This is a genomic window from Stenotrophomonas sp. 2201_Sma (assembly GCF_056486685.1).
On the sequence record NZ_CM151329.1, the window covers coordinates 3,266,539 to 3,293,133 of the forward strand.

General features: G+C 68.7%; 24 protein-coding genes. 11 read left to right on the top strand and 13 right to left on the bottom strand.

The window, feature by feature from the left end:
* Nucleotides 1-29: 29 nt before the first annotated feature.
* Nucleotides 30-728 carry an RNA pseudouridine synthase gene (locus tag ACZLIF_RS15235; RefSeq protein ID WP_065181817.1) on the top strand — a complete coding sequence of 233 codons (699 nt, stop codon included), beginning with the start codon at nucleotides 30-32 and terminating at the stop codon, nucleotides 726-728.
* 42 nt (nucleotides 729-770) lie between these two features.
* A complete protein-coding gene (locus ACZLIF_RS15240) occupies nucleotides 771-2,339 on the top strand; it encodes a phospholipase D family protein (protein ID WP_128990323.1) in 1,569 nt (522 codons plus the stop codon).
* Nucleotides 2,340-2,342: 3 nt separating this feature from the next.
* On the opposite strand, the gene ACZLIF_RS15245 is transcribed toward ACZLIF_RS15240, so the two are convergent.
* On the bottom strand, nucleotides 2,343-3,425 hold the full coding sequence (locus ACZLIF_RS15245) for an HDOD domain-containing protein (protein ID WP_065181815.1): 1,083 nt from the start codon (nucleotides 3,423-3,425) through the stop codon (nucleotides 2,343-2,345).
* Between the two features lie 280 nt (nucleotides 3,426-3,705).
* Here ACZLIF_RS15245 and ACZLIF_RS15250 point away from each other — a divergent pair, with 280 nt between their 5' ends.
* Complete coding sequence (locus ACZLIF_RS15250) at nucleotides 3,706-4,803, top strand: Glu/Leu/Phe/Val dehydrogenase dimerization domain-containing protein (RefSeq protein WP_053519551.1); 1,098 nt, start codon at nucleotides 3,706-3,708, stop codon at nucleotides 4,801-4,803.
* 58 nt (nucleotides 4,804-4,861) lie between these two features.
* Here ACZLIF_RS15250 and ACZLIF_RS15255 read toward each other — a convergent pair whose 3' ends face one another.
* Nucleotides 4,862-7,690 carry a S8 family serine peptidase gene (locus tag ACZLIF_RS15255; RefSeq protein ID WP_478462085.1) on the bottom strand — a complete coding sequence of 943 codons (2,829 nt, stop codon included), beginning with the start codon at nucleotides 7,688-7,690 and terminating at the stop codon, nucleotides 4,862-4,864.
* A 182-nt stretch (nucleotides 7,691-7,872) separates the two neighbouring features.
* Here ACZLIF_RS15255 and ACZLIF_RS15260 point away from each other — a divergent pair, with 182 nt between their 5' ends.
* From ACZLIF_RS15260 to ACZLIF_RS15270, 3 genes are all read left to right on the top strand, one after another.
* Nucleotides 7,873-9,048, top strand: a complete 1,176-nt coding sequence (locus tag ACZLIF_RS15260; RefSeq protein WP_128990745.1) for a thiolase family protein — start codon at nucleotides 7,873-7,875, stop codon at nucleotides 9,046-9,048.
* 122 nt (nucleotides 9,049-9,170) lie between these two features.
* Complete coding sequence (locus ACZLIF_RS15265) at nucleotides 9,171-9,512, top strand: hypothetical protein (protein WP_053519549.1); 342 nt, start codon at nucleotides 9,171-9,173, stop codon at nucleotides 9,510-9,512.
* Between the two features lie 146 nt (nucleotides 9,513-9,658).
* The gene (locus tag ACZLIF_RS15270; protein ID WP_053519548.1) at nucleotides 9,659-10,069 is read left to right on the top strand and encodes a hypothetical protein; all 411 of its coding nucleotides are present in this window, start codon (nucleotides 9,659-9,661) and stop codon (nucleotides 10,067-10,069) included.
* Between the two features lie 59 nt (nucleotides 10,070-10,128).
* Here ACZLIF_RS15270 and ACZLIF_RS15275 read toward each other — a convergent pair whose 3' ends face one another.
* Nucleotides 10,129-11,766 carry an acyl-CoA dehydrogenase family protein gene (locus tag ACZLIF_RS15275; RefSeq protein ID WP_128990743.1) on the bottom strand — a complete coding sequence of 546 codons (1,638 nt, stop codon included), beginning with the start codon at nucleotides 11,764-11,766 and terminating at the stop codon, nucleotides 10,129-10,131.
* A gap of 112 nt (nucleotides 11,767-11,878) precedes the next feature.
* On the opposite strand from ACZLIF_RS15275, the gene ACZLIF_RS15280 reads away from it, so the two are divergent.
* The 4 genes from ACZLIF_RS15280 to pdeM are packed head-to-tail and all read left to right on the top strand — an operon-like array spanning nucleotide 11,879 to nucleotide 17,568.
* A complete protein-coding gene (locus tag ACZLIF_RS15280; RefSeq protein WP_128990741.1) occupies nucleotides 11,879-12,877 on the top strand; it encodes a ligase-associated DNA damage response exonuclease in 999 nt (332 codons plus the stop codon).
* On the top strand, nucleotides 12,874-14,481 hold the full coding sequence (locus tag ACZLIF_RS15285; RefSeq protein ID WP_128990739.1) for an ATP-dependent DNA ligase: 1,608 nt from the start codon (nucleotides 12,874-12,876) through the stop codon (nucleotides 14,479-14,481). The genes ACZLIF_RS15280 and ACZLIF_RS15285 overlap by 4 nt, the downstream gene beginning before the upstream one ends.
* Nucleotides 14,478-16,937: a ligase-associated DNA damage response DEXH box helicase gene (locus tag ACZLIF_RS15290; RefSeq protein WP_128990737.1), complete on the top strand. Its 2,460-nt coding sequence runs from the start codon at nucleotides 14,478-14,480 to the stop codon at nucleotides 16,935-16,937. Before ACZLIF_RS15285 ends, ACZLIF_RS15290 begins: the two co-directional genes overlap by 4 nt.
* Entirely contained in the window at nucleotides 16,927-17,568 is a 642-nt protein-coding gene (pdeM, locus tag ACZLIF_RS15295; protein WP_065181810.1) for a ligase-associated DNA damage response endonuclease PdeM, read from the top strand. The genes ACZLIF_RS15290 and pdeM overlap by 11 nt, the downstream gene beginning before the upstream one ends.
* Nucleotides 17,569-17,586: 18 nt before the next feature.
* Here the strand turns inward: pdeM and ACZLIF_RS15300 are convergent, their stop codons facing one another.
* From ACZLIF_RS15300 to rlmD, 9 genes are all read right to left on the bottom strand, one after another.
* Complete coding sequence (locus tag ACZLIF_RS15300) at nucleotides 17,587-17,859, bottom strand: hypothetical protein (protein ID WP_053519542.1); 273 nt, start codon at nucleotides 17,857-17,859, stop codon at nucleotides 17,587-17,589.
* A gap of 178 nt (nucleotides 17,860-18,037) precedes the next feature.
* Nucleotides 18,038-19,306, bottom strand: a complete 1,269-nt coding sequence (locus ACZLIF_RS15305) for an FAD-dependent oxidoreductase (protein WP_128990734.1) — start codon at nucleotides 19,304-19,306, stop codon at nucleotides 18,038-18,040.
* Between the two features lie 221 nt (nucleotides 19,307-19,527).
* Nucleotides 19,528-19,734 (bottom strand): cold-shock protein, encoded by a 207-nt coding sequence (locus tag ACZLIF_RS15310; RefSeq protein ID WP_005410590.1) that lies wholly within the window; start codon nucleotides 19,732-19,734, stop codon nucleotides 19,528-19,530.
* Nucleotides 19,735-19,822: 88 nt separating this feature from the next.
* Nucleotides 19,823-20,569, bottom strand: a complete 747-nt coding sequence (locus ACZLIF_RS15315; protein WP_053520226.1) for an S-methyl-5'-thioinosine phosphorylase — start codon at nucleotides 20,567-20,569, stop codon at nucleotides 19,823-19,825.
* An 82-nt stretch (nucleotides 20,570-20,651) separates the two neighbouring features.
* On the bottom strand, nucleotides 20,652-21,206 hold the full coding sequence (locus ACZLIF_RS15320) for a hypoxanthine-guanine phosphoribosyltransferase (protein WP_053520227.1): 555 nt from the start codon (nucleotides 21,204-21,206) through the stop codon (nucleotides 20,652-20,654).
* Nucleotides 21,206-22,213 carry a beta-N-acetylhexosaminidase gene (nagZ, locus tag ACZLIF_RS15325; protein WP_111186713.1) on the bottom strand — a complete coding sequence of 336 codons (1,008 nt, stop codon included), beginning with the start codon at nucleotides 22,211-22,213 and terminating at the stop codon, nucleotides 21,206-21,208. Before nagZ ends, ACZLIF_RS15320 begins: the two co-directional genes overlap by 1 nt.
* Nucleotides 22,214-22,317: 104 nt before the next feature.
* On the bottom strand, nucleotides 22,318-23,010 hold the full coding sequence (locus ACZLIF_RS15330; RefSeq protein ID WP_128990732.1) for a DsbA family oxidoreductase: 693 nt from the start codon (nucleotides 23,008-23,010) through the stop codon (nucleotides 22,318-22,320).
* 49 nt (nucleotides 23,011-23,059) lie between these two features.
* Nucleotides 23,060-23,545, bottom strand: a complete 486-nt coding sequence (locus ACZLIF_RS15335) for a CYTH domain-containing protein (protein WP_053520230.1) — start codon at nucleotides 23,543-23,545, stop codon at nucleotides 23,060-23,062.
* Nucleotides 23,546-23,578: 33 nt separating this feature from the next.
* Nucleotides 23,579-24,913, bottom strand: a complete 1,335-nt coding sequence (gene rlmD / locus ACZLIF_RS15340; RefSeq protein ID WP_065181808.1) for a 23S rRNA (uracil(1939)-C(5))-methyltransferase RlmD — start codon at nucleotides 24,911-24,913, stop codon at nucleotides 23,579-23,581.
* Between the two features lie 129 nt (nucleotides 24,914-25,042).
* On the opposite strand from rlmD, the gene ACZLIF_RS15345 reads away from it, so the two are divergent.
* Nucleotides 25,043-25,771 (top strand): response regulator, encoded by a 729-nt coding sequence (locus ACZLIF_RS15345; RefSeq protein ID WP_053520232.1) that lies wholly within the window; start codon nucleotides 25,043-25,045, stop codon nucleotides 25,769-25,771.
* A gap of 98 nt (nucleotides 25,772-25,869) precedes the next feature.
* On the opposite strand, the gene recO is transcribed toward ACZLIF_RS15345, so the two are convergent.
* Nucleotides 25,870-26,589, bottom strand: coding sequence for a DNA repair protein RecO (gene recO / locus ACZLIF_RS15350; RefSeq protein WP_053520233.1), 720 nt, complete (start codon nucleotides 26,587-26,589; stop codon nucleotides 25,870-25,872).
* Between the last annotated feature and the right edge of the window lie 6 nt (nucleotides 26,590-26,595).

A 26,595-nucleotide genomic window follows, 5' to 3' on the forward strand; every position in this document is an offset into this window, starting at 1 on the left:
TGCGCGGCCCCCGCCCGACCTGCCCGCCCATGGAACCGATACGCCTCGACAAACGCTTGTCCGCCCTGCTCGGCATCCCGCGCGGCGAAGCGCGGCGCTACATTGAAGGTGGCTGGGTCACGGTCGATGGCGAGGTGGTCGAACAGCCACAGCGCCCGGTCGATGACACTGCGGTGATCGTGGTCGATGAACAGGCCAATGACAGCAAGGCCGAGCGCGTGGGCATGCTGCTGCACAAGCCGGCTGGTGCTGCCGCCGAAACCCTGTGTGCGCTGGTCAGCAGCAACAGCCACAGCGCTCTGGACGCCAGCGGCATCCGGCCACTGCAGCGCCATTTCCACGGGTTGCAGCTGGCTGCGTCCCTGCCCGCGGCAGACAGCGGCCTGGTCGTGGTCAGCCAGGACCCGGCCACGCTGGCCCACCTGCAGCGCAATCTCGGCCGCACCGAACAGGAGTATCTGGTCGAAGTGGCAGAAGGCGGGCCGGAACGGGGCCCCTGGCTGCTGGCCCGGCTGCAGCAGGAGTCGGGCGGGGCCAAGGTGAGCTGGCAGAGCGAGCAGCGGCTGCGCTTCGCCGGCAAGGGGCTGACGGCCAAGGGCCTGAAGACCGCGGTGGCTGCCGCTGGCCTGCAGGTCACCGCCCTGCGCCGCCTGCGCATCGGCCGGGTGGCACTGGGCCCGCTGCCGCCGGGACAGTGGCGCTACGTGGGCAGCGACGAACGGTTCTGACGCCCGCCGCCGCGCGGCACGCCGATCCACTAGCATGGGGCCATGAGCCCGCCTGCGCCTGTGTGGCGACGCCTGTTGCGCGTCGTTGCGATCATCTTCGCCATCCTCCTGCTGCTGGTCCTGTCCGGACTGCTGCTGGCCGACCACCTGACGCCACAGGCGCACGGTGAGCCGTCGCACGTACTGCCGCTGCAACCGGCGCAGACCCGCATCGACCAGCAGGTCGTGCCGCTGCAGGAGGCGCACCCCGGGCAATCCGGCGTGGCCTTCCTCGGCGATGGCATGGATGCATTCGCGGCGCGCGCGATGATCACCGCGCAGGCCGGGCGCAGTCTGGACCTGCAGTACTACATCTGGCACGACGACCTGATCGGTCACCTGATGGCCAGAGCGCTGCATGACGCCGCCGAGCGCGGGGTGCGCGTGCGCATCCTGCTCGACGACATGAATGCCAAGGACAAGGACGCGCTGATGATGGCGCTGGACCGGCATCCGAACATCGAGATCCGGCTCTACAATCCGTTCCGCAACCGCAGCGGCATCCTGCGCATGGTGGAGATGGTGCAGCGCTTCTTCAGCGTGAACCACCGCATGCACAACAAGAGCTGGATCGCCGATGGCCGTGTCGCCATCGTCGGTGGCCGCAACATCGGCGAGGAGTATTTCAGCGCGCGCACGGATGTGAACTTCCAGGACCTGGACCTGCTGGTCGCCGGCCCTGCCGTTGCACAGGCGAACCGGATATTCGACGACTACTGGAACAGCCCGGCGGCGATTCCGGTCTCCGCGCTGGCCTTCCATACCGACGCGCAGCTTCGCCTTCTGGTGCGTGAGTCCGACCATGAAGCGCAGCGCGATGCTGCCCGGCCCTATCTTGTGCGCGTGGCCGAATCACGCCATCGGCAGCGTCCCAGCCCCGAGCCGCTGCACTGGAGCAGCACCGTGCGCATCGTCTCGGATCCGCCGATGAAACACCGCAACGACGACCGCGGCAGCTGGCTCGTTACCGGGCTGATCGGTGAACTGGAGTCCGCGCGCAGCAAGGCCTTGTTGATTTCGCCCTACTTCGTGCCGGGCAACGAGGGCCTGGACGGGCTCTCGGCAATGGCGTCGCGCGGCGTGCACGTGGGCATAGTGACCAACTCCCTTGCCGCCAACGACGTTGCGGCCGTGCACGGCGGCTACATGGGCTACCGCGTGCCCCTGCTGAACGCCGGCGTGCACCTGTATGAGCTGAAGGCACAGGGCCAGGCGGGCGATGCAGGCCTGTTCGGCAGCAGCGGGGCCAGCCTGCACACCAAGGCCTTCCTGGTGGACGACCGCCGTGGCTTTGTCGGTTCCTTCAACCTCGACCCGCGCTCGGCCTATCTCAACACCGAAATGGGGGTGCTGTTCGACGACCCCGTGCTGGGCGCGCAGCTGCGCGACGAGTACCTGCGCCTGGCCGACGCCAGGCACAGCTGGTGGCTGGCAGTGGACAACCGCGATCGGCTGCGCTGGCTGGAGCGTGAGCCTCCGCCGCGCTGGGTGGAGGACGAGCCAGGTGCTACGCGGCGCCAGCGCTGGCTGTCGCGGATCATCAGCTGGCTGCCGGTGGAATCGCAGCTGTAGCGCTCAGTGTGCCCTGGCCTCGCCTTCATGCGGGGCGTCGTCCAGTGTTTCCACGCTGCGACCATGCAGGCGCCGCCAGATCCAGCGAAGCGCATGGGGCGGAGCCGACGGCAGCTGCTCCAGCAGGGCCAGCATGCGGCCCTGGGTGGCGTGGCCATGCCGGCACAGCAGGCTCGCCGCCGCCGCTGCGCTGCCCAGCCGCAGGCTGTCGGAAAGAGGGCCCGAGGCGTCGGCCGCCAGGGTCTGGTGTACCGGGTCGGGCAGCTCCCAGGCGGCGGCCACCCGCTGTGCCAGCGGCAACGACCACTGCTGCAGCAGCTGCAGGGCCAGGGCCGGCTGCACGTCCTCGCCGCGCGCCTGGGCTTCCTGCAGCAGCTGGCGCATCACCAGCGCCGCACCGAGTCCCTGCACCAGGCCCAGCCACTGCGCGGCGAAGGCATCGCCGGAGTTCACGCTGCGTGCGTGGTCGGCAGCAGCACGCGATGCCAGCAGGGCGTGCTCCCAGGTGATCGTGCTGAACTGCGGGAACCGCTCGCACTGAACCTGCATCACCGGCTGCACCAGCACCGCACTGATGATCTGCCGCACGCCTTCCGTGCCGACCAGGGTCACCGCCCGCTGCAGGCTCTCGACCGGGCGTTCGTGCACCTTGTACGCGGGACTGTTGGCGATGCGTAGCAGGTTGCCCGTGAGTACCGGATCCTGGCCGATGATCGCCGCCATCACCCGTGCCGAGGCGGCATCATCGTTGACGGTCTGGATCAGCTGCGGCAGCAGCTGCGGCCGGCGCGGCAGCTGCCGCGTCGCCCAGTCGCGATCCTGCAGCGCGTCCGCCACCGCCTGTGCCAGTCCGGCGCTGGCGGCATCGACAGGGCCGGGCTCGCCCGCCAGTCGCGGGTACAGCGCCAGCGCGTGCAGGCCACGCTGCAGCTGCGCGGCGATCTCTCCCGGGGGCACTGGGTCTCCCTGCAGGCGGGCAGCCGCAGCGGCCACCGCCTGACGCGGCCCCGCCGACAGACGCGACGGCGCCGCGCCGGTCAGCGACGCAAGCCAGCCGCGTACCCTGCGTGCCCAGGCCAGCGTCACCGGCCGTGATCCTGTCGATGTTGTACTGCGCTCGCCATGGCCCGTCTCTGTCTCTTCACACGATCCGGCCACTGGCCATCGACGCAGCATCGGCCGCGCTTTCATCTTCTTTAACCCGCAGTGCCCGTCGACGTCGACGGCAGACACTCGGGGAATGGACTAGAATGGCGCCGCGCGACCCGTCCCCCTGCACCGACGACGTCGCTTTTTTTGTTTTGGGACCCTACCGTTCACTGGTCGTTCGCTGCAGTTCGCCGCCGTTCGCACCATCGGAGACGCCATGCTATTCGAAACCCTCGCCACCACCGGCCACGAACAGGTGGTGTTCTGCCACAGCCATGACGCCGGCCTGAAGGCGATCATCGCCATCCACAACACCACCCTGGGCCCGGCCCTGGGCGGCGTGCGCATGCGTCCCTATGCCAGCACCGACGAAGCGCTGGCCGACGTGCTGCGGCTGAGCCGGACGATGACCTACAAGAATGCGCTGGCCGGCCTCAATGTCGGTGGCGGCAAGGCGGTGATCATCGGCGATCCGAAAGCGGACAAGACCGAAGTCCTGTTCCGCGCCTTCGGTCGCTATGTCGATTCGCTGGGTGGCCGCTACATCACCGCCGAAGACGTCGGTACCGACGTCAACGACATGGAGAACATCTACCTGGAAAGCCAGTTCGTGACCGGCGTCCACCAGGTGCATGGCGGCTCCGGAGATCCCGCACCGTTCACCGCCTACGGCGCGCTGCAGGCGTTGATGGCGTCGATGCGTTTCAAGTTCGGCCACGAGGAAGTGGGCAAGACCAGCATCGCAGTGCAGGGCCTGGGCCACATCGGCATGGAACTGGTCAAGCTGCTGCGCGACCGCGGCGCGAAGCTGTATGTCACCGACCTGGACGCGGCCCTGGTCGATCGCGCAGTCAGCGATTTCGGCGCCGAAGCAGTGAAGCCGGACGAGATCCACGAAGTGAATGCCGACGTCTTCGCGCCGTGCGCGCTGGAAGGCTCGATCAATGCCGACACCCTGCCGCGGATCAAGGCCAAGATCATCTGTGGCACCGCCAACAACCAGCTGTCCAGCCTGGAAATCGGCGATGAACTGCACGCGCGCGGCATCCTGTACGCACCCGATTACGCGGTCAATGCCGGTGGCGTGATGAACGTGTCGCTGGAGATCGATGGCTACAACCGCGAGCGCGCGATGCGCCTGATCCGCAGCATCTACCACAACCTGACACGCATCTTTGAACTGTCGCAGCGCGAGAACATCGCGCCGCAACGTGCGGCCGACCGAATCGCCGAGAGCCGCATCCTGTCGATCGGCAAGCTGAAGATGCCGCTGGGCCGCAGCACCCCGCGCCTGGGCAATCTGCGCGGCGGTTGACCGCCCCTGCCGGGCCTCGGCACGGCGCCCCTCCGGGCGCCGGCAACCCGATGATGGATCAGAACCCGGCGCTGTAACGCAGTGCCGCTTGCCGTGCGTCATCACCGCCGACACGCTGATCGATGCCCAGGCTCAGACGGCCACTCCGCCCCCACCACGACTCCAGCGCAAGCCCGAGCAGGGCGCTGCCACGCGGTGAGTCGGCACCGGGCAACGGTGCCCACGCGTCGACACCGACGAAGCTGGCCTGCCACTCCCCGGCGCCGCCCTGAAGGCGCTGCTGCCATTCGGCGTGCCCGCGCAGCGTCCAGCGTCCCCAGCCGCGCTCGCCGCGCAGCCCCGCCAGCAGTTGGCTGCGCTGCGTACGATTGGCTTCACCCCGCAGGCCTAAACCGAAGCCGCCGCGCTCGTTGAACGCCGCGGTATCCACCCGCGTGGCACTGGCACCGACATACGGTGTCAACGACGCGCCGACGGTGCCGAAGCGATAGCCGCTTTCGACACTGGCGCTGCTGAATCGACCGCCGTAGCGCGCGGAAACGCCGTAGGCACCTGCACCCAGCAGCAGCTGCCGGTCCAGTTCGCGGGTGAACCGCCCTGTGCCGAACTGCGCCAGTGCATAACCGCGCCCAACGCTCCAGCCGGCATACAGCTGTGCCTGCGCCTGGCGGTCCTGCCCGCGGTCACCGTTGAAGGCACTGCCACCGTTGCTGCGTGTTTCACCGAACGCCATGCCCAGCAGGCCATGGCTGCCCAGCGGCACGTCCTGACCGGCCATCCAGCCCCGGCTGTCGGTGGCGCTGCCAGCGAAACTGCCCTGCCCTGCCTCGCCCAACGTGCTCTGCCAGGCACCGCGCAGTGCAGGCAGAGCCTGCACGCGATCGAAACGGGCGGCCACCGCGCGTCGCGACATGTCGATGCTGTCGAAGGTCGCCGCCTCGGCACGCGTGTGGGCCTTGCCGGACAGGCTCTCCAGCGTGGCCGCCAGGCCCGTGCTGCGCTGCAGGCCGGCCGCTGCGCCACCGAATGGTGAATCCTGCAACGCGTGGTTGCCGTCCAGTTCGACGAACGCGCCTTCCAGCCGCGCCGCAGTTGTCTGCACACCGGCATCGAGCCCACGCGCAGCGGCGGTGACACTGATCCGGGTCAGGTTCAACCATGCGTTGTTGCTGTCATAGCCATAGCTGGTCTGCAGCAGGGCCAGCCCCTGCAGGCCACTGGATGTGGCCGCGGTGCTGAAGGTGCCGGTCAGGCCGGCTGCGGCGTGGATCAGATCCTGCCGGGTACCGTCCTGCGGCACGTAGCCATCGACGAATCCGTGGACGTGCACGCCACCGTCCAGACGGGCGCTGCCAGTGACCTGCAGCGCGTTGGCCCCCAGCGCGATCATCAGCTGAGCGCCGGCCTGCTGCACGTAGTTGCCTTCGATGGTCGCCGTGGTGTTGGCAGTGGTCAGGAACACGCTGCTGCCGTTGGTCACATTGCCGACCACGCGGGGCGTGCCGCCATTGAACTGCAGGCCGCTGGATGATGGATCGGCCTGCGGCAGGATGCTCACGCTGGAACGGATCACGCCGCCGTCGCGCAGCGACAGCACACCGCCTTCGATGCGGGTGGCACCGCTGTAGCTGCTGTTGCCGGTCAACGCCAGCACGCCGGCGCCCTGCTTGACCAGGCCGCCACTGCCGACGATGTCGTTGCTCCAGACCGAACCGGTGGATGCTGCGTCGACATTGGCAATCACGTCGCCCCAGTCGAAACGTCCCGGCCCGTTGATGGCCCTGCCGATGTCGAGCAGGCCGTAGCCGAACACCGGGTCCACGCCGGGGGCGCCGATGTCCTTGGCCGTGCCGAGCAGGGTCTGCCGTACCAGGTTGTTGTCGAAGTACGGATACCGCTCCCAGACCAGCGCGGCCGCGCCCGACACCAGAGGTGCGGCGAAGGACGTGCCGTAGTTCCAGAAGTAGCTGGTGCCCGCGTCATCCGGATAGACCGCGCTGCCGGGCGCCGCCAGACAGTAGCGCGCCGCCTGGCCGCAGGCATTGGCGTAACCGGCCAGCGTGTCCGGCGCGTAGGGATCGACGGCCGTGGCCACCAGCCAGCCGCGCTCCAGATCCGCAGCCGGGCGCGAGCCTGCCACGCCCGCCTGGCCCGGCAACGCCGCCAGGCTGCTGGGCTCGCTGCGCGCGTCGTTGCCCGCGGCGAACACCACCAGCCCGCCGTGATTGATGACGAAAGGCCGGTACTCGCCGGCGACCTGGGCGGTGGTGGGCAGGTCGGTCCAGTACAGCCCGCCCCAGGAATTGTTCATCACCTTGACGTTGTAGCTGATCAGGTCGCGGTGCACCTGGGCCACGCCGAGGGTGCCGCTGAAGGAATTGCCCTGGCCGCTGCCGTCGTCTGCCGGCGGCTTGTCGGAGATGATCCGCGCCGACACGATCTGCGCACCGGGAGCGATGCCGCCGGGCCAGCGCCCGACCGCTGCGCCCGCGGCCAGGCTGGCAACGGCAGTGCCATGGCCGACCACATCGTCCACCCCCAGATTGTTGCGGGCAGGGTCGATGTAGGTGAGGTTGGCCAGTACCCGCCCGTTCAGCGCGGCGGCCGTGCGCTGCACGCCCGAATCGACGATGCCGATGCGCACACCTCTGCCGGTGGCACCCGTGGCCTGCGCGGCGCGCGCCTGGGTGACCGACAGGTGCGCATCGAAGGCCGGCTCCAGCGGTTTGGGCGGGGGCGGCGTGGTCGGCGGCGGTGGTGCGGGCGGCGGCGTGGTGGGCGGCGGGTCAACGCGCACGTTGCCACCGCCACCTCCGCCCCCACACGCCGTCAGCGCCATCGCCAGCGCCGCTGCCAGGACCGACCGTGCCATCGTCGTGCGTTCCATCGATTCCATCCCATGAACGTTGGCCCGCCTTCATCCCGGCGGGCATGCGGCGCCATCCAGCGGCAGCCATCCCCGACCCTCTATACTTGGGCCGACCCCCACGCAGTCTGCCGGGAAACCGGAGCGCATCCAACGCCCCCGGTCTCCTTTCCGAACATTGCTTACGCATCAACGAGATTGCCATGTCCAACATCGTCATCGCCGCCGCCAAACGCACCGCCATCGGCTCCTTCCTCGGCCAGTTCAACGGTGTGCCGACCCCGACCCTCGGCGCGGCCGCCATCGCCGCAGCGCTGGAGCAGTCCGGTGTCCCGGCCAGCGACGTTTCCGAAGTCCTGATGGGCTGCGTGCTGCCGGCCAACCTCGGCCAGGCGCCCGCCCGCCAGGCCGCGATCGCCGCCGGCATCCCGCTGTCCGTCGGTGCCAGCACCCTCAACAAGGTGTGCGGCTCGGGCATGAAGACCATCATGCTCGGGCATGACCTGATCAAGGCCGGTTCGGCCAAGGTCGTGGTTGCCGGCGGCATGGAGTCGATGTCCAACGCGCCGCACCTGCTGCCCAACTCGCGCACCGGCAACCGTTTCGGCAACTTCCAGGCGGTGGACCACATGGCCCACGATGGCCTGGTCAACGCCTACGACGGCAAGGCCATGGGTGAATTCGCCGAATGCGCCGTGGACAAGTACCAGTTCAGCCGCGAGGAGCAGGACGCCTTCGCCATCGAATCGGTCAAGCGCGCGCAGGCCGCGCAGGCCAACGGTGCGTTTGCCGACGAGATCGTCGCGGTGAAGGTGGCCACCCGCAAGGGTGAGGTCGAGGTCGACACCGACGAACAGCCCGGCCGCTCGGACATCGCCAAGATTCCGACCCTGCGCCCGGCATTCAAGAAGGACGGCAGCGTGACCGCTGCCAGCTCGTCCAGCATTTCCGACGGCGCCGCCGCCGTGGTGCTGCTGACCGAGGAAGACGCCAAGGCCCGCGGCATCACCCCGCTGGCACGCATCGTCGGCCACGCCACGCATTCGCAGGAGCCGGAGTGGTTCACCACCGCACCGATCGGCGCCATCCACGCATTGCTGCAGAAGACCGGCTGGTCGTTGGACCAGGTGGATCTGTTCGAAATCAACGAAGCCTTCGCCGTGGTGGCGATGGCCCCGATGCACGAACTGGGCATTCCCCACGACAAGCTCAACGTGAATGGTGGGGCCTGCGCATTGGGGCATCCGATCGGCGCATCCGGGGCACGCCTGGTGGTGACCCTGGTCAACGCCCTGCGCACGCGCGGTGGCAAGCGCGGCATTGCCACCCTGTGCATCGGTGGTGGCGAGGCGACCGCAATTGCCATCGAATTGATTTAAAAAGGTTTAACTGCGATTTCGCAAAAATGAATGCGGGATCGCTTGACAGCCAAACGTGGCTTGTCATCATGTTGTCGGCGCGCAGTTGCGCGTTGCCTAATCTAACGACGAGGATTCACACAATGAGCATCAACAAGCTGCTGGTCGCGATGTCCCTGGCTCTGGCCCTGGCCGCCTGCTCGAAGCAGGAAGCTGCCCAGGACGCCGCTGCTTCGGCCAACGAAGCCGCCACCGAAGCCCAGGCTGCTGCCGATCAGGCCGCCGCTGCTGGCGCCCAGACCGCCGACGCTGCCCAGCAGGCCGCCGACACCGCCGCCACCGCTGCTGACGCTTCGGCTGACGCCGCTGCCCAGGCTGCTGGCGCCGCTACCGACGCTGCTGCTGAACAGGCCAAGGACGCTGCCAAGGCTGCCGAAGGCACCGCCGAGCAGGCCAAGGACGCTGCTGAAGAAGCCAAGAAGTAATAACTTCTTTCTTCACGCTGTTCTGGAAAAGCCGCTGGTTCGCCAGCGGCTTTTTCTTTGCATCGCGTTCCGCGACCCCGCCTTCACAAGGGCGTGAATAGGCTGGCGTCCCCATCCATTGCCGCAGTGCACTACCGGAGATCGCCATGAAGATCCGCTCGCTGACCCTGTCCCTGCTGGCCGCTTCGCTGCTGATCGGCCTGGCCGCCTGCAAGGGCCCGGAAGCCGAACAGGCCCGCCAGGATGCGCGGCAGGCTGCCGACAGCGCAGGCGCCGCCGCCCGTGACGCAGTCGACCAGGCCGCCGCAGCTACCCGCGAGGCCGCCGACAAGACGGCAGCTGCATCTGAGCAGGCGGCTGCCGATACCCAGCAGGCGCTGGACAAGGCGGCCGACGCTACCGCCAATGCTGCTGACCAGGCCAAGGTTGCCGCCACCGACGCCGCTGCACACGCCAGCGATGCGACCGCAGACGCCGCACAGAAGGTCGCCGACAAGGCGCGTGATGTCGCAAATGACGCGAAGGCGAACGCGGCCAAGGAAGAAGCCAAGCACTGAGCCGCGTCCGGTACTGCAGAGCGCCGCAGCCACGCTGCGGCGCTCTGCAGAATTCCGCGCTACGGCAGCGCGCGCGCCAAGATTTCCGGCAGGTCCAACCCGGCCGGCAGCGTCCCGAACACCCATCCATGTTCACCGTCGAGCCGGCTGCGGATGAACGCATCCGCCAGCGGACTGCGTGCACGCAGCAGCAGCGCCGCCTGCAGCAGCAATGCGGTGCGCTCGCAGAACATCCGCGCCTGCGACTCTTCCGGTGCCGGGGCCGTTACCCAGCGCTGCAGCGCAGCGGCATAGCGCGCATCGCGATCAGCCACCGCCGACAGCTCGCCTTGCAGTGCGGCCAGCGTCTCCGGTTCGCGGGCCAGTGCCCGCAGCACATCCAGGCACTGGATGTTGCCACTGCCTTCCCAGATCGAGTTCAGCGGCGCCTGCCGGTACAGGCGCGGCAGCATTGATTCCTCCACATAGCCCGCGCCGCCCAGGCATTCCTGCGCCTCGTTGACGAAGGTCGCCGCCCGCTTGCACACCCAGTATTTGCCCAGCGCCGTGCCCAGCCTGGCCAGCGCCGCCTCGCCGGCATCGACGGGTGCATGATCCACCGCGCGTGCGATGCGCATGGACAGCACTGTCGCCGCTTCCGATTCCAGTGCGAGGTCGGCCAGCACGTTGGCCATCAACGGATGCTCCACCAGCAACCGGCCGAAGGTGCGGCGGTAGCGGGCATGGTGCAGCGCCTGCGCCAGCGCCATGCGCATTTCCGCTGCGGCACCCAGCATGCAGTCCAGGCGGGTCATCATCACCATGCCGATGATGGTGGCCACGCCACGCCCCTCTTCGCCCACCCGCCACGCCTGCGCGCCGCAGAACTCGACCTCGCTGGATGCGTTGGCCCAATCGCCCAGTTTGTCCTTCAGCCGCACCAGGCGGAATGCATTGCGGTCGCCATCGGCAAGCCGGCGCGGCATCAGCAGGCAGGTCAGTCCGCCCGGTGCCTGCGCCAGCACGAGGAAGCCATCGCACATGGGTGCCGAGAAGAACCACTTGTGGCCGACCAGCCGATAGCGCTCGCCGTCGATGGGCTCTGCTCGCGTAGTGTTGGCGCGCACATCCGAGCCCCCCTGCTTCTCGGTCATGCCCATGCCCAGGGTGATGCCGGCCTTGTCGGCCACCGGTACGTCGCGCGGGTCGTACACCGGTGCGGCGGCCTTGCGCGCCCATTCGGCCAGGTTCGGCTGCGACCGCAGCACCGCTACCGCCGCATGGGTCATCGTCAACGGGCAACTGGTACCGGCCTCGGCCTGGTGGTGCAGATAGCTCAGCGCCGCGCGTGCAACATGCGCACCCGGCTGCGGCTCATGCCAGGACAGGCCGGCCACGCCATGCGCCTTCGCGGCGGTCATCAGCTGGTGGTAGGCCGGATGGAACTCCACCGTATCGATGCGATGCCCCTGCGCGTCGTGGGTGCGCAGGCGCGGGCGGTCGCGGTTGGCATCGAATCCGAGCCGGTACAGCTCGTCACCGGCCAGCGCACCGTACTGCGCCAGGCGCGGGACGAAGGCTGCGGCGCCTTCGCGATGCACCGCCTCCATCAACGCTGCGTCATCGGTCCACAGCTGGCGCCCGGCGAACGGTGGCGGCTGATTGAGCACCACATGGGTCTCGAAGGGGGCAGTGCTGCTGAAACCCGGTCCACTCATGCGATCCATCCGGCGGCAAGAGGTATGCGATCCGATTGTGCCGCATGCTGCGCCAAGCCCGCGTTCAGGCCGGTTCTCACCCCGTGCACGAGCCGCGCGCCACAGTGCAGCCATGGCAGGCAACGACGATCTTGTGGTGCTGCGCCCGGAAGGGCTGTACTGCGCTGCTGGCGATTTCCACATCGACCCCTGGCGGCCGGTGCCGCGCGCGGTCATCACCCATGGCCATGGTGACCACGCGCGCCCGGGCATGGGCGAATACCACTGCAGCACGGGCAGCGCGCCGATCCTGCGCTGGCGGCTGGGCGACGTGCCGCTGCACGCGCATGCCGAGGGCGCACCCTTTGCGCTGGGCCGGGTGCAGGTGTCGCTGCATCCGGCCGGTCATGTGCTCGGCTCCTCGCAGGTGCGCATTGATGATGGCCGGCAGGTGTGGGTCGCCTCCGGCGACTACAAGCGCCAGCCCGACCCCACCTGTACGCCGTTCGAAGTGGTGCCCTGCGATACCTTCATCACCGAGGCGACCTTCGCCCTGCCCATCTACCGCTGGCCGGACACCGCAGCCGTGGTTACCGAGATCGCGTCCTGGCGCGAGGAATGCGCGCAGCGCGGTGAAGCCGCCGTCCTGCTCTGCTACGCGTTGGGCAAGGCCCAGCGCGTGCTGGCCGAGCTGCTCGCACGGGGCGAACCGCCGGCATGGCTGCACGGTGCCATCGCCAATGGCGTGGCCGTCTATCGCGCTGCGGGCATCCCGATGCTGGACACGATCGCCGTCGCCGAACAGGGGCGCCAGGCCGATGCGGCCGGACGGCTGATCCTCGCCCCGCCCTCGGCCGCCGGCACGCCCTGGCTGCGCCGCTTCGGGCGCCACCAGCTGGGTTTCGCCTCCGGTTGGATGCAGCTGCGCGGAAACCGCCGGCGCCGCAACGTCGATCGTGGCTTCGTGATTTCCGACCACGCCGACTGGCCCGCGTTGCTGCGTACCATCGAGCAGACCGGCGCACGCCGCGTCATCGCGACGCATGGCAACACCGATGCGCTGATTCCGTTCCTGCGCGAACGCGGCGTCGCCGCGGAGGCTTTCCGCACCGATTTCGGGAGCGAGGAATGAAGGCCTTCGCCGCGCTGTACCAACGCCTCGATCGCAGCACCGCCACGCTGGACAAGCGCGCGGCGCTGGTCGATTACTTCCGTCACGCGCGACCGCACGATGCGGCCTGGGCCCTGTTCCTGCTCAGTGGTGGCAAGGTCGGGGGGGCGCGCCGGAAGATCGCTGCCAGCGGCGAGCTGCGCCGCTGGATCGGCGAGGAAGCCGGACTGCCTGCGTGGCTGGTCGAGGACAGCTATGCGCAGGTCGGCGATCTGGCGGAGACACTGACCCTGCTGCTGGACGACCCAACGGCAATGGCGCCGGACCGCCCTCTGGCCGACTGGATCGAACAGCATCTGCTGGCCGTGGCCAATCAGCCCGACCCCGAGCGACGTGCAGCCGTGGTCGAGGGCTGGCGCCAGCTGCCCGCGAACGAACGCCTGGTGTTCAACAAGCTGCTGACCGGTGCACTGCGCGTCGGCGTGTCGCAGCGGCTGGTCCAGCAGGCACTGGCCGAACTGTCCGGGCTGGACATCGCGCGCATCGCGCAGCGCATGCTGGGCACCTGGGTGCCCTCGCCCACCCTGCTCGCACAGTTGCTGTCGCCGGAAGAACTGCCGCTGGACCGTCAGCAGCCGTATCCGTTCTTCCTCGCTTCGCCGCTGGAAGGTGAGCCCGGTGATCGCCTGGGCAGCATCGACGACTGGCTGCTGGAATGGAAATGGGACGGCATCCGCCTGCAGCTGCTGCGTCGTCGCGGCGAGGTGGCGCTGTGGTCGCGTGGCGAAGAGCGCCTGGACGGCCGGTTCCCCGAGATCGAGCAGGCCGCCGCACTGCTGCCGGAGGGATCGGTGCTGGATGGCGAACTGCTGGCCTGGGATGAGCCGGCCGATCTTCCGAAAGCCTTCACCGCCCTGCAGACCCGCATCCAGCGCCGCAAGCCGGGCGCCACCACGCTGCGTACGACACCGGTGCGGATGCTGGCCTACGACCTGCTCGAACGCGATGGCAACGACCTGCGCGCATTGCCGCTTCAGCAGAGGCGCGTGCAGCTGGCGGAACTGCTCGGCACGCTCGGCGATGCGCGCATCCAGCTGTCGCCGGAGGTGCCCGCTGCGGACTGGGCACGGGCGGCCGCGCTGCGCGACGCGGCGCGCGAGCGCGGCGTGGAGGGCCTGATGCTGAAGCGCCGCAACTCGGCGTATCAGTCCGGCCGGCGCCGTGGTGACTGGTGGAAGTGGAAGGTCGATCCACTCACCATCGATGCCGTGCTGCTGTACGCACAGGCCGGCCATGGCCGGCGCAGCACGCTTTACACCGATTACACCTTCGGCGTATGGGACGGCGATGCGCTGGTTCCGGTGGCCAAGGCCTACTCGGGCCTGGACGATCAGGAAATCCTCGCCCTCGATCGCTGGATCCGCGCCAACACCCGCGAGCGCTTCGGGCCGGTACGCAGCGTCCGCGCCGAGCAGGTGTTCGAACTCGGCTTCGAGGCGGTCAACCGCAGTGCACGGCACAAATCAGGAATCGCCGTGCGTTTTCCGCGCATCCTGCGCTGGCGCCACGACAAGCCGGCCAGCGAGGCCGATCAGCTGGCGACGCTGCAGGCCCTGGCACGATGACGCGGAGCGAGGCCCTGCAGCGGCTGAACGGCTGGTTTGCCAGCCGCGGCTGGAAACCCCTGCCCTTCCAGCGCGCCATGTGGCGTCACTACCTGGCAGGCGAATCGGGCCTGCTGCATACCCCCACCGGCAGCGGCAAGACGCTGGCGATGTTCGGCGGACCGCTGCTGCAGGCGATGATCGCGCCCGCACCCGTACCCGCCCGCCCCAGCGCGGTGCGCCCATTGCAGGTGCTGTGGGTGACCCCGCTGCGTGCCCTGGCCAGCGACACCGCACGCGCACTGCAATCGGTCGTCGATGGCCTGGGCCTGGGGTGGCGCGTGGGCCTGCGCAGCGGCGACGCCAGCCAGCGCGAGCGGCGCCTGGCGCGCGAAGGGCGCATCGACGTGCTGGTGACCACGCCCGAATCACTGGCACTGCTGCTCACCTACCCCGATACCCTGCCACGCATGCATCAGCTGCGCTGCGTGGTGGTCGACGAATGGCATGAACTGCTGGGCAACAAGCGCGGCGTGCTGCTGCAGCTGAATCTTGCACTGCTGCGCGACACCACGCCTGCGTTGCAGCTGTGGGGATTGTCGGCCACGCTGGGCAATCTGCCGCAGGCGCGCGACGTGCTGCTGCCGGACAGGCCGGATGCACCCATCGTCGAAGGCGCGCGCCAGCGTCCGGTCACCGTCAGCAGCCTGCTGCCGGCACCGGGCGAGCGCTTTCCCTGGGCCGGACATCTTGGCCTGGCGCAGCTTCCGCGCGTGCTGGAAGCGCTGATGACCGCGCGCAGCAGTCTGCTGTTCACCAACACGCGGGCGCAGGCCGAACTGTGGCACCAGGCGCTGGCGGCGGTGTGGCCGGAGGATGCCGCCACGCTGGCGTTGCACCACGGTTCGCTGGACCCCGCACTGCGTCAGCAGGTGGAAGACGGCCTGCGCGCCGGTGCGATGCGCTGCGTGGTTGCCACCTCCAGCCTGGATCTGGGCGTCGATTTTCCCGAAGTGGACCAGGTACTGCAGCTTGGCAGTCCGAAGGGCGTGGCGCGGCTGCGCCAGCGCGCCGGCCGTGCCAGGCATCGCCCCGGCGCCAGCGGCAGAATCCTGTGCGTGCCCAGCCATGCGCTGGAACTGGCCGAGTACGCCGCCGTCCGCCGCGCGCTGCGCGACGGCGTGGTTGAAGCCAGGCGACCGCCAACCCTGTCGCTGGACGTGCTCGCCCAGCATGCGGTCAGCCGCGCGTTGGCGGGGGGATTCACCAGCCGCTCGCTGCTGGCGCAGGTGAGGCGCACGCACGCATTCGCGCAGCTGGACGACGCGCAATGGCAGGCTGTCCTGGACTTCATCGTGCAGGGGGGACGGGCACTGGCGCAGTACCCGGACTTCCACAAGGTGGTGCTCGACGCGGACGGCTACCATCGCGTGCACGACCGCCGCCAGGCCCTGCGCCATCGCTTGTCGATCGGCACCATCAGCAGCGATGGCGCCGTGCGTGTGCAGTTCCTGCGCGGCGGTGGCCTCGGCTCGGTGGAAGAACAGTTCGCCAGCCGCCTGCGCAGAGGCGATCGATTCCAGTTCGCCGGGCGCATGCTGGAGCTGGTGCAGCTGCGCGACATGACCGCCTATGTGCGCCTGGCCCGCAAGGGCGGTGAAGGCACCGTCCCGCGCTGGCAGGGCGGCCAGCTGCCCCTGTCGATGCCGCTCGGGCGCGAGCTGGAAGCGGTGCTGTCCGGCGCGGACGACAGCGCAGAGTCGCGCTGGCTGGCCCCCCTGATGGCACTGCAGTCACGCCTGTCTGCCCGGCCATCGCCCGTGCACCTGCTGCTGGAGGACGTCCGGCGCCGCGAAGGCCAGTTCGTGTTCGTCTATCCCTTTGCCGGACGCCACATCCACGAGGCACTGGCGGCGTTGCTGGCGCTGCGCTGCACGCGCCAGCAGCGCAACAGCATCGGCTATGCCGTCAATGACCACGGGCTGGTGCTGGCACCGACGCAGCCGATCGAGCTGCAGGCGGAGCAATGGAAGGAACTGTTCGCGGCCGATCAGCTGCTTGAGGACCTGCGTGCCGCCGTCAATCTGGGCGAGCTCGCGCGACGCCAGTTCCGCGGAATCGCACGCGTCGCTGGCCTGCTGGTACCCAGCCTGCCCGGTGGCGCGCCGCGCTCGCTGCGCCAGCTGCAGGCCTCGGCCGGACTGCTGTACGACGTGCTGCGCGAGCACGACCCCGATCATCTGCTGCTGGCATTGGCCGAGCATGAAGTGCTGCAGGACAGCCTGGATCTGCCGGGCCTGCAGCAGGTGCTCGAACGCATCTGCACGCAGTCACTGTCACTGCAGCATCCCGCCTCGCTGACACCGCTGGGCTTCCCGCTGTGGGCCGAGCGCCTGCGAGGACAGTTCAGCAATGAAGACTGGCGCACCCGCGTGCTGCGTGCCGCACAGCAGTTGGAGAGACGCCATGGCCGATGAGCTGGCCGTGACGCTGGGCGGTGAACCCATGCTGCTGCTCGGTGCGCGCGCACTGTGGTGGCCGGCCCGGCAGGCCTTGCTGATCGCCGACCTGCACCTGGGCAAGGCCGACCTGTTCCGCCGCGCCGGCATCGCGCTGCCGTCCGGCGGCACCCGCGACGACCTGCAGCGCCTGCAGAGGCTGGTGCAGGCAAGGGCTTGCCGCGAGCTGTGGATACTGGGCGATGTGCTGCATGGGCCGGCGCATCGTGCGGCGTGGTACCGGCAATGGCTGGGATGGCGAGAGCAGCACTCCGCGCTGGCGGTGCATGTGATACGCGGCAATCATGATCGGCACCTGCCGCACGCGGCGCTGCAGGTGGAGCTGCATGAGGAGGTGCAACTGGGCGCGTTCCTGCTGTGCCATGAACCACGGCACATGCCCGCGGCGCACGTCATTGCCGGCCATATCCATCCGCAGATCGCACTGCCGGCGCTGCGCCGCCGCTTTCCGGCGTTCTGGCTCCGCGAAGGATTGACGGTGCTGCCGGCATTCTCCGCCTTCACCGGCGGCTGGGTCATCGCACCGGCGCAGGGTGAACGGCGCATCGCCTGTGTCGAACAGGGTCTGGTGGCGATGCCTGGCCGGTAAGGCCAGCGGGCGCGACAGTCAGGCCGGCCGGACGCCCGCCAGCGCCGGCATCAGATGGAAATCGGGCGTGTCGTTGCTCTGCCGGCGCGGCAGTGCCTGGACGGCCGACAGCATTTCCTGCGCGCAGGCGCGGATGTGCGTGTGGTGTTCCGGCAGCGCATGACTGATCAGGCTGCCCACATGGAACTCGAACACATCCTCCAGAACGTCGGGCTGGTCCTCGTGCAGCATCTGCAGCAATCCCCGCAGCTTGCAGATTTCCGATTCCAGCTCTTCGACCGCGAACAACATGGCGTCCTCCTCGTGAACTCGCAGCACATCCGGGCCGCAGCAGGCCGCGACGGCGGCGCCACCCGGGCCACGCGATGTTCGAATCACGGAGAGGAAAACGGGCGACGCAGCTGTGGCGTGCTTCACTCTTGTCGCACAGACGCGGTGAGGTAACCGTTAATTCACGTGATGATGCGATTCACGCAGCCGCCGTGGCAGCCTGCGTGGCAAGCGCAACGGGCGGCCGGGCCAGGGCTTCGAGGAAGGCTGGATCCAGAGCAAGCGAGCCGAACCAGCCGTGCTGGGTTCCACTGAGCACCCGCAGCATGTGCCCGCGTCCCCCCGGCAGCCGCCCCATCGGGCCAAGCAGCGCGTCACGTGCCTTGGCCCACGCATCGCGATCGGACTGGAACAGCGGCGTCAGCCAGCGGCTCCAGCGCTGGTACACCGCCACATGCGCACGTCGCTGCGCCTGGTAAGCCTGCAGTGCCGTCTCACCAGCGCCATGCACACGCAGCGCGTCTCGCAGCGCCAGCGCATCGAGCAGCGCCATGTTCACCCCCTGCCCCAGCTGCGGGCTCATCGCGTGCGCTGCATCGCCGACCAGGACCATGCGCCCCTGATGCCAGCGGGTCATCACCGCATCGCGGTAGACCGCCCGGGACAGCTGTCCGGCATCGTTCAGGTGATCGAAGCGTGCGCTGGCCTCGGGCCAGAGCGCATGCAGTTCCTGCAGCCATGGTTGCATGCCTTCATCTTCCCAACGCGCGAAGTCGGCGCGTGGCAGGCTCCAGAAAAAACTCAGGCGCGGGGTGTCATCACCCGGACGCGTGCCCACCGGCAACAGGCCGATCATCTTGCGCGCGGCGACGTAGCGTTGGCGCAGCTGCTGCACGTGCGGCCACTCTCCGGCCGGCAGCAGGCACCACAATGCGCCCCACGGATAGACGCGGTCGAGGCCAGCGCCGCCGGCAATGGTCGCGCGCAGGGACGACGCTGCGCCGTCGGCCGCCACCACCAGGTCAAACGGGCCATGCGTGCGGCCTTCGTTGTCGCGCAGTTGCCCCCGCGCGGTATCGACCGCGTCGATGGTGGTCCCCGCATGCAGTTGGCCGGCGCCATCGCGGGCCTGGTCCAGCAGCGAGAACAGGGCGCCGCGCTGCATGCCCAGACCGTGCAGGCGGACATCGAGGCCGCCATAGCCCATGTCCATCACCGCACGCCCGCACGGCGTGTCGCCATAAAGCCGATGCACCGGCGCGGCATGCGCGCGCACGGCCTCCAGCAGTCCCATCTGCCACAGCACCTGCAGGCCGCTGGGCTGCAACAGGAAACCGGCGCCGACCGGCCCAGGGGTCGGCACGCGCTCGAAGATCTCCACGTCGTGCCCGTCACGGGTCAGCAGGATGGCCATCGCCTGGCCAGCGGTGCCGTATCCAATCACGGCAATGCGAAGTCGTTCCGTCATCCGCACATTGTGCCCCAGCCGGATCCGGATCGTTCTCCAAGCCGCGCACGGGCGGGCCGCCCAGTGGGCGAATGTCCCCCGGCGCCGGCCTGCGACCGTCGCCTCCTCCTTTACTTCGCCCACTGGGCGGCCCGCCCGCGCGCGGCTTGGAACTGGTCCCATGCGATGGGCGCAAAAAAAAACCCCGCCGGAGCGGGGTTCTCAACGCACTGTCGAGTAGATCACTCGGCCGGCGTGATGTTCGAAGCCTGGGCACCCTTCGGGCCCTGGGTCACGTCATAGGTGACACGCTGGCCTTCCTGCAGGCTGCGGAAGCCCTTGGAGTTGATGGCGGAGAAGTGCGCGAACACGTCGGCGCTGCCATCCTCCGGCGAGATGAAGCCAAATCCCTTGGCGTCGTTGAACCACTTGACGGTACCGTTCGGCATGGTGATGCGAGACCTTATGCAATGAATGGGTGGTGTACGCTGAACCCGCGTACCGGCTGAGTATGCAAAGCTTGCTCGGCGAAGACAATCACCCCCGTGCCAATTCGCCGATCAGTTCCGGAAGTCCATTGCTCGCCGCCTGCACATTGGCCAGCACTTCGGCCATCGTGATCTCCTCGCCATCACCACAGCCCGCGGCCCAGTTCGCCACGATCGCCAGGCACGCGTAATCCAGCCCCAGCTCCCGCGCCAGCGCGGCTTCGGGCATTCCGGTCATGCCCACCAGATCGCAGCCATCGCGCCGCATGCGGGCGATTTCCGCGATGGTTTCCAGCCTCGGCCCCTGCGTCGCACCGTAGCAGCCACCGTCATGGACCGTGACACCCGTCACTTTGGCTGCGGCCAGAATCTTGCTCCGCAGCATCGGCGTGTACGGGTGGCCGAAGTCCACATGCAGCACCTCGGTACCCTCTTCTTCACAGATCGTGCTGATCCGGCCCCAGGTGTAGTCGATGATCTGGTCCGGGCAGGCCAGCACGCGCGGCCCGACCTGCTCGGTGATGCCCCCGACGGTGTTCAGCGCCAGCACGCGCTGGGCGCCGATCTGCTGCAGCGCAGCCAGATTGGCGCGGTAGTTGATCTTGTGCGGCGGCAGCGAGTGGCCCTCGCCATGGCGCGCAAGGAACGCCACGCGGTTGCCCAGCAGCGTGCCCACGCGCACCGGGCCGGAGGGACGGCCGAAGCGGGTCTCGACCTCGTGGGTCTGCACATCGTCGAGCTTGGCCAGGTTGTAGACACCGGTACCGCCGATCACGGCCAGGGCGATCTGTTGCATCGAAAGCACTCCAGAGAAAGACGAACGCCGGCACCCGAGGATGCCGGCGGCGGCAAAGGACGGCCGCGGACGGCCGTGCCTGTTATTCCTTCATCGCGTAGATGGCCGGCACGCAGCGCAGGGTCTCGTTGACGTCCATGCCGAAACCGAACACGTAGCGGTCGGGCAGTTCGATACCGGCGTAGTCAGCCGTCACATCCGGCAGCCCGCGATCGTGCTTCTTCACCGTCATCGCCGCGATGCGCACGTCGGTCGCGCCCTGTTCCAGGCACCAGGTGCGCACGCCCTGCAGGGTGTAGCCCTCATCGAGGATGTCATCGACCAGCAGCACACGGCGGCCGAACAGCGCGGTGGCCGGCTTGTGCTTCCACACCAGGTCGCCGCCGGTGGTTTCACCGCGATAGCGGGTGGCGTGCAGGTAATCGAACTGCACGTCCTGGCCGCGCGCACCCAGCTCCAGCGCCAGCTGGCCGGCGAACGGCAGCGCACCGTGCATGATCGACAGGAACAGTGGCACCTCGCCCTTGTAATCGCGCGCGATGGCGTCGGCGATACCGGCGATGGCCTTGTCGATGGTGGGGCGGTCAACCAGCAGGTCGGCCTGGGCCAGGGCCTGGGAAATGGTGAGGTTCGGCATCAGACGGTTCTTCCAAGGGTTTCAAGCAGACGGGATTGAGTGTCGCCATGGCGGGCATCGGCCAGCAGGCCATCCCAGCCAAGCGCGCCGCGGCCGAGCAGGCCAAGCAGCGCAGCGGTATTGAGGGAGCGTCCCTGCACCGCGTGCAGGGCTTCATCGACCAGCTCGGGATGGCAGACCAGCACGACGTCGCAGCCCGCATCCAGGTGCGCGTGCACGCGTGCCGCAACGCCACCGGCATGGTGCGAAGCGGCCATGCCGATGTCGTCGGAGAACACCACGCCGCGGAAGCCCAGCTCGCCACGCAGCACCTCCTGGATCCAGCGCGGCGAATAGCCGGCCGGTTCCGGCGCCACCTGCGGGTAGATCACGTGCGCCATCATCACGGCGTCGGCACCGGCGGCAACACCGGCCCGGAACGGCACCAGGTCCTGCGCGCGCAGTTCGTCCAGCGTCCGCGGATCGACCGCGGTATCGACATGGGTGTCTTCCAGCACGGTGCCATGGCCGGGAAAATGCTTGAGGGTGGCCGCCATGCCGGCCGCGTGCATGCCGCGTACGTAGGCCTCGGTGAACGCAGCCACGACCTGCGGGTCTTCACTGAAAGCGCGGTTGCCGATCGCAAGGTTGCCACGGCCCAGGTCGACCACCGGGGCAAAGCTCAGGTCCACGCCACTGGCGCGCACTTCGCTGGCCATCAGCCAGGCGTGCTGCTCGGCCAGCGCCAACGCGGCGCCGGGATCCTTCGCATAGCCGGCACCGATCTCCTGCAGCGGCGGCAGATCGCTGTAGCCCTTGCGGAAACGCTGCACGCGACCGCCTTCCTGGTCGACGCAGATCAGCTGCGGGCGCGGCGCAGCCTCGCGGATCGCGGCGCTGAGCTCGCTCACCTGCTGGCGGGAGGCGAAGTTGCGCGTGAACAGCACCACCCCGGCAACGGCATCGTGCTGCAGCCAGTCGCGTTCCTGGGGGGTCAGTTCAGTGCCGGCAACGCCGATCAGCAGCATGGTCGTTCTCCACAACGGGCGCCCGCATGGCGCAGTGCCGCATTGTCGCAGAACCGGCCGTTGGACGCAGGTGGGGGCGTCCATCGCGCGCCCCCCTCGAAGGATCAGACCCTGCAGCCGTCCGCACCACAGGCGTCGTCGCCGCTGCGTCCGGTTGCCGTGCCCTGCTCCGCCGCGATCTGCCGCAGCGCCTGGGCGAAGGCTTCCGGAGGCTGGGCGCCGGAGATCGCCCAGCGGCCGTCGATGACGAAGGTCGGCACCGAGGAAATACCCAGCGCACGGGCCTGGTCCAGTCCCGCTTCGACCTCGGCCAGGCCCCGTGAGGAGGCCAGCATCTGGGCGATCTCTGCCGCATCCAGTCCGCCTGCCACACCGGCCCGGGTCAGCACCTCTGTGTCCGCCAGATTCTGGCCGTGCTCGAAATGAGCGCGGAACAGCGCCTCTCCGACCGCGTCCTGCACACCGTGCTGGCCGGCCAGCCACAGCAGCCGGTGCGCTGGCAGGGTGGTCACCCGCACTTGGCCCTGGCTGAAGTCCATGGGCAGGCCTTCGCCACGGGCGGTGGCCTGGGTCTGGCCGAGAATCTGCTCTGTGCGCTCGACACCGCCGAATTTGCGCGCATACGCCTCGCGCAGCGGCACCGGCGTGGTGCCCGCATCCGGGTCCAGCTGGAAGGGCTGCCAGTGGATGTCGAGTACTGGGGCATCGGCCCCCAGCAACTGCACCCCCTGCTGGAAACGGTGCTTGCCGATCCAGCACCAGGGACAGACCACGTCGGAGTAGATGTCGATTCTCATCCCACCGACATGGGGTCCGGGCGCCCCGAAAAAAGGGGGAACGCCCCTTTCACCAGCGTGAATAGGGATGACTGGCCAGTGCGACGTTGTAGTAGCGCGGGTCGTCGGTGACCTCCGCGCCGGCCCAGTCCGGCAGGACGATGGCCTGCCCGGCGCTTTCCAGCTCGACTTCGGCCACCACCAGGCCGGCGTTGTCACCCAGGAACTCATCCACTTCCCAGGTCAGGCCGGCATGCTCGACCAGGTGGCGACGCTTGTCGATCAGGCCCCCCACGCACAGCGCCAGCAGCGCGCGCGCATCCTCCACCGGAATCGGGTAATCAAACTCCTGGCGGGTATGGCCGATCGTGCGCGACTTCAGGTTCAGCGCGGCGTGCTCACCTTCGATGCGCACCCGCACGGACGCGTTCTGGCGACCGCTGTCGAGCGCGCCCAGATCGTTGATGTAGCCCTGCGCCATCGGAATCACCCGGTGTGCGGCCGCACGCCAGCCGTCGCTGCTGACGAGGAATTTGCGTTCGATCTCGATGCCCATCGCGCCATTATGCGCGATGGGCATGACAGCGGGTCAGCGCTTTTCGAACACCGCGATGCTTTCCACGTGCGCGGTGTGCGGGAACATGTCCATGGCGCCGGCACTGACCAGGCTGAAGCCCTGCTCGTTCACCAGATAACCCGCGTCCCGGGCCAGCGATCCCGGATGGCAGCTGACGTACACGATGCGCTTGAACTGCTTCAACGGCAGCTGCTGCAGCACCTCGATCGCGCCCGAGCGCGGCGGGTCCAGCAACAGCTTGTCGAAGCCCTGGCGCATCCACGGCGTGGCGCGCTGGTCCTGGGTCAGGTCGGCGCTGTAGAACTGGGCGTTGCCCAGCCCGTTGCGCTCGGCGTTCTCACGTGCGCGGGCAACGAGGCCCGCGTCGCCTTCCACGCCCACCACCTCGCGCACTCGGCGCGCCAGCGGCAGGGTGAAGTTGCCCAGCCCGCAGAACAGGTCCAGCACGCGCTCGTCCTCACCCGGCTCCAGCAGATCCAGGGTGTGAGCGATCATCTTCTCGTTGAGCTTGGCATTGACCTGGATGAAATCCAGTGGCCGGAATGCCAGTTCGACATCCCACGGCGCCAGCCGGAACGACAGCGGCACGCCCTGCCCGTCCAGCGGATGGACGGTGTCCACGCCACCGGGTTGCAGGTAGATGGCGAATCCGTGCTGCTGGCCGAAGCTGGCCCATGCGGCGCGGTCGGCATCACTGAGCGGCTGCAGATGACGCACGGTCAGCGCGATGGCCTGGTCACCGCCGATGAATTCGATCTGCGGGATGTCGCGCTTGCCGTCGAGCGACTCGATGAAGGTCGACAGCGCCTGCACCTTGGTGCCCACTTCGGGGATCACGGTCAGGCACTGGCTGAGATCGGCGACGAAGCGCGGGTCCTGTTCACGGAAGCCGACCAGGGTCTTGTCCTTCTTCTCCACGCGGCGCACCGAGAAGCGCCCCTTGCGGCGGTAACCCCAGCTGTCGCCGACCAGCGGTGGCAGCACGCGGCCCGGCTTCACGTGACCGATGCGTTCCAGGTTGTCCATCAGCACGCGCTGCTTGGCAACGATCTGCTGGTCTTCATCCAGGTGCTGCAGCACGCAGCCGGCGCAGGTGCCGAAATGCGGGCACTTCGGCGTCACCCGCTGTGGCGAGGCCTGCAGCACTTCCACGGTGCGTGCTTCGTCGAAATGGCGGCTACGGGCGGTCTGTTCAGCCATGACCACCTCGCCCGGCAGGGCGCCGCTGATGAAGGTGACCTTGCCACCTTCGCCTTCACGGCGGGCGACGCCGCGACCATCATGGCTTAGGTCGAGGATCTCGGTCTGGAACGGGGTACGGTCGATGCGGGAGCGGGATCGGGCCACGTGGCAACAGGCTGCGGGCGAAAATGGGCGCGTATTGTCGCAGATCCTGACCGGCGGGGCCTGCCGCCGCTTGCGCCAGCCGCCGCCGTGCTTGATGATGTCAACCAGCTGACATGGAGGCAGCCCCTGATGCAGATGACCCCGAGGGCCGGTCGGCCCCGCTTCCTGCTTGTCGAGGACGACATCATCAGCCGCGGGTTTTTCAAGGCGGCGTTGGAAACCCTGCCGGCGGACGTCGATACCGCGGACTCCCTTGCCAGTGCCCTGGCAAGCGCCGAGCCCGGGGCTCACGACCTGTGGCTGATCGACGTCAACCTGCCCGACGGCAATGGCGCGCAGCTGCTGCGCGAACTGCGCCGTTCGCATCCGGACACGCCTGCCCTGGCGCATACCGCCGACGGCGACACGTCCATCCATGCGCGCCTGCGTGAGGCCGGTTTCAGCGACACCCTGGTCAAACCGCTCGGCCGCGACCAGTTGCTGAAGGCGGTCCGCCGCGCCCTGGTCAACTCGCCGGCCGGCATCGCCGTCGCTCCGGCCCCCGCTGCGATCGAGCTGAACGGGCAGGACTGGGACGAGACCGCCGCTCTGGCCGCTCTCAATGGCCAGCGCAACCACCTGATCGCCCTGCGCGAGCTGTTCCTTGCGGAACTGCCGGGCGTCCGCGATGCGGTGGAGCAGGCCGTGGACCAGCATGATGAACGCCAGCTGCGCAGCCAGCTGCACCGGCTGCAGGCAAGCTGCGGCTTCGTCGGTGCCGCACGGCTGGGCCGCGCGGTGCGCCAGCTGCACCACATGCCGGAGTCGGACCTGGCACAAGCGGGCTTCCGCGCCGCGGTAGCGGCACTGCTGCACTGAGGGTTGCCCGGCACGGGTGCGCCCTGCCCCGTCGGATATCGAAATCAATCCGGGGTCAGATCCCTTTCCCTGCGGAAGACGGTTCTGACCCCGCCCGCCTACCGCCGGGGGGCCAACTGCTCCAGCAGCTCCCAGGACTTCAGCCCCCGTGGCCCCAGGTGGTGCGCCAGCACCCGCCGCATGGGCAGCCGCAGGCTCGCCAGATCGGCAGGCCCCGGCTCCTCGTCGGCCGCCAGCGCCAACAGCGCCGAACCGGTGGCCGCCGCACTGCGCTCTCCACCGCGCTCGCTGAGCAGCCGTTGCGGCCCTTCCTGCGGATCCAGCGCATAACGCGCTGCCGGATCGATCGGCTGACCATCGCTGGCGCTTTCCAGATCGAAACCGAGCCCCAGTGCGGCAAGCAGCTCGCGCTCGAAGCGGCGCAGCGTCCAGGCCAGTCCGGCACCCACTGCCAGCCGCGCGCGTGCCTCGCCGTACGCCAGGTACACCTCCGGCAACGGATCCTGGCGTGGCGCCAGCCGCAGCGTCAGTTCACTCAGGTAGAAGCCGGCCAGCATGGCCTGGCCGACCAGCCGCGGCGCCGCGTCCAGCGCTTCGGCGGCACGCAGCTGCGCCAGTTCGCCGCGCTGCTGTGCGCTGAAGCGGATCCACTGCAGCGGCTGCAGGGCCGCGCGCAACACCTGGCCCTTGGCCGTGGACACGCCGCGCGCAAGCAGGCCGATCCGGCCATGCTCCGCGCTCAGCACCTCCACCAGCAGGCTGGTTTCGCGATAGGCCCGTGCATGCAGCACGAACCCCGTGTCGTCCTCGATGATCACCGAAGC

Excerpts from the sequence above, each read along its gene's own strand:
- ACZLIF_RS15235 (WP_065181817.1), top strand. The coding sequence starts at position 30 with ATGGAACCGATACGCCTCGACAAACGCTTGTCCGCCCTGCTCGGCATC.
- ACZLIF_RS15240 (WP_128990323.1), top strand. The coding sequence starts at position 771 with ATGAGCCCGCCTGCGCCTGTGTGGCGACGCCTGTTGCGCGTCGTTGCG.
- ACZLIF_RS15250 (WP_053519551.1), top strand. The coding sequence starts at position 3,706 with ATGCTATTCGAAACCCTCGCCACCACCGGCCACGAACAGGTGGTGTTC.
- ACZLIF_RS15255 (WP_478462085.1), bottom strand. The coding sequence starts at position 7,690 with ATGGAACGCACGACGATGGCACGGTCGGTCCTGGCAGCGGCGCTGGCG.
- ACZLIF_RS15260 (WP_128990745.1), top strand. The coding sequence starts at position 7,873 with ATGTCCAACATCGTCATCGCCGCCGCCAAACGCACCGCCATCGGCTCC.
- ACZLIF_RS15265 (WP_053519549.1), top strand. The coding sequence starts at position 9,171 with ATGAGCATCAACAAGCTGCTGGTCGCGATGTCCCTGGCTCTGGCCCTG.
- ACZLIF_RS15270 (WP_053519548.1), top strand. The coding sequence starts at position 9,659 with ATGAAGATCCGCTCGCTGACCCTGTCCCTGCTGGCCGCTTCGCTGCTG.
- ACZLIF_RS15275 (WP_128990743.1), bottom strand. The coding sequence starts at position 11,766 with ATGAGTGGACCGGGTTTCAGCAGCACTGCCCCCTTCGAGACCCATGTG.
- ACZLIF_RS15280 (WP_128990741.1), top strand. The coding sequence starts at position 11,879 with ATGGCAGGCAACGACGATCTTGTGGTGCTGCGCCCGGAAGGGCTGTAC.
- ACZLIF_RS15285 (WP_128990739.1), top strand. The coding sequence starts at position 12,874 with ATGAAGGCCTTCGCCGCGCTGTACCAACGCCTCGATCGCAGCACCGCC.
- ACZLIF_RS15290 (WP_128990737.1), top strand. The coding sequence starts at position 14,478 with ATGACGCGGAGCGAGGCCCTGCAGCGGCTGAACGGCTGGTTTGCCAGC.
- pdeM (WP_065181810.1), top strand. The coding sequence starts at position 16,927 with ATGGCCGATGAGCTGGCCGTGACGCTGGGCGGTGAACCCATGCTGCTG.
- ACZLIF_RS15300 (WP_053519542.1), bottom strand. The coding sequence starts at position 17,859 with ATGTTGTTCGCGGTCGAAGAGCTGGAATCGGAAATCTGCAAGCTGCGG.
- ACZLIF_RS15305 (WP_128990734.1), bottom strand. The coding sequence starts at position 19,306 with ATGACGGAACGACTTCGCATTGCCGTGATTGGATACGGCACCGCTGGC.
- ACZLIF_RS15310 (WP_005410590.1), bottom strand. The coding sequence starts at position 19,734 with ATGCCGAACGGTACCGTCAAGTGGTTCAACGACGCCAAGGGATTTGGC.
- ACZLIF_RS15315 (WP_053520226.1), bottom strand. The coding sequence starts at position 20,569 with ATGCAACAGATCGCCCTGGCCGTGATCGGCGGTACCGGTGTCTACAAC.
- ACZLIF_RS15320 (WP_053520227.1), bottom strand. The coding sequence starts at position 21,206 with ATGCCGAACCTCACCATTTCCCAGGCCCTGGCCCAGGCCGACCTGCTG.
- nagZ (WP_111186713.1), bottom strand. The coding sequence starts at position 22,213 with ATGCTGCTGATCGGCGTTGCCGGCACTGAACTGACCCCCCAGGAACGC.
- ACZLIF_RS15330 (WP_128990732.1), bottom strand. The coding sequence starts at position 23,010 with ATGAGAATCGACATCTACTCCGACGTGGTCTGTCCCTGGTGCTGGATC.
- ACZLIF_RS15335 (WP_053520230.1), bottom strand. The coding sequence starts at position 23,545 with ATGGGCATCGAGATCGAACGCAAATTCCTCGTCAGCAGCGACGGCTGG.
- ACZLIF_RS15345 (WP_053520232.1), top strand. The coding sequence starts at position 25,043 with ATGCAGATGACCCCGAGGGCCGGTCGGCCCCGCTTCCTGCTTGTCGAG.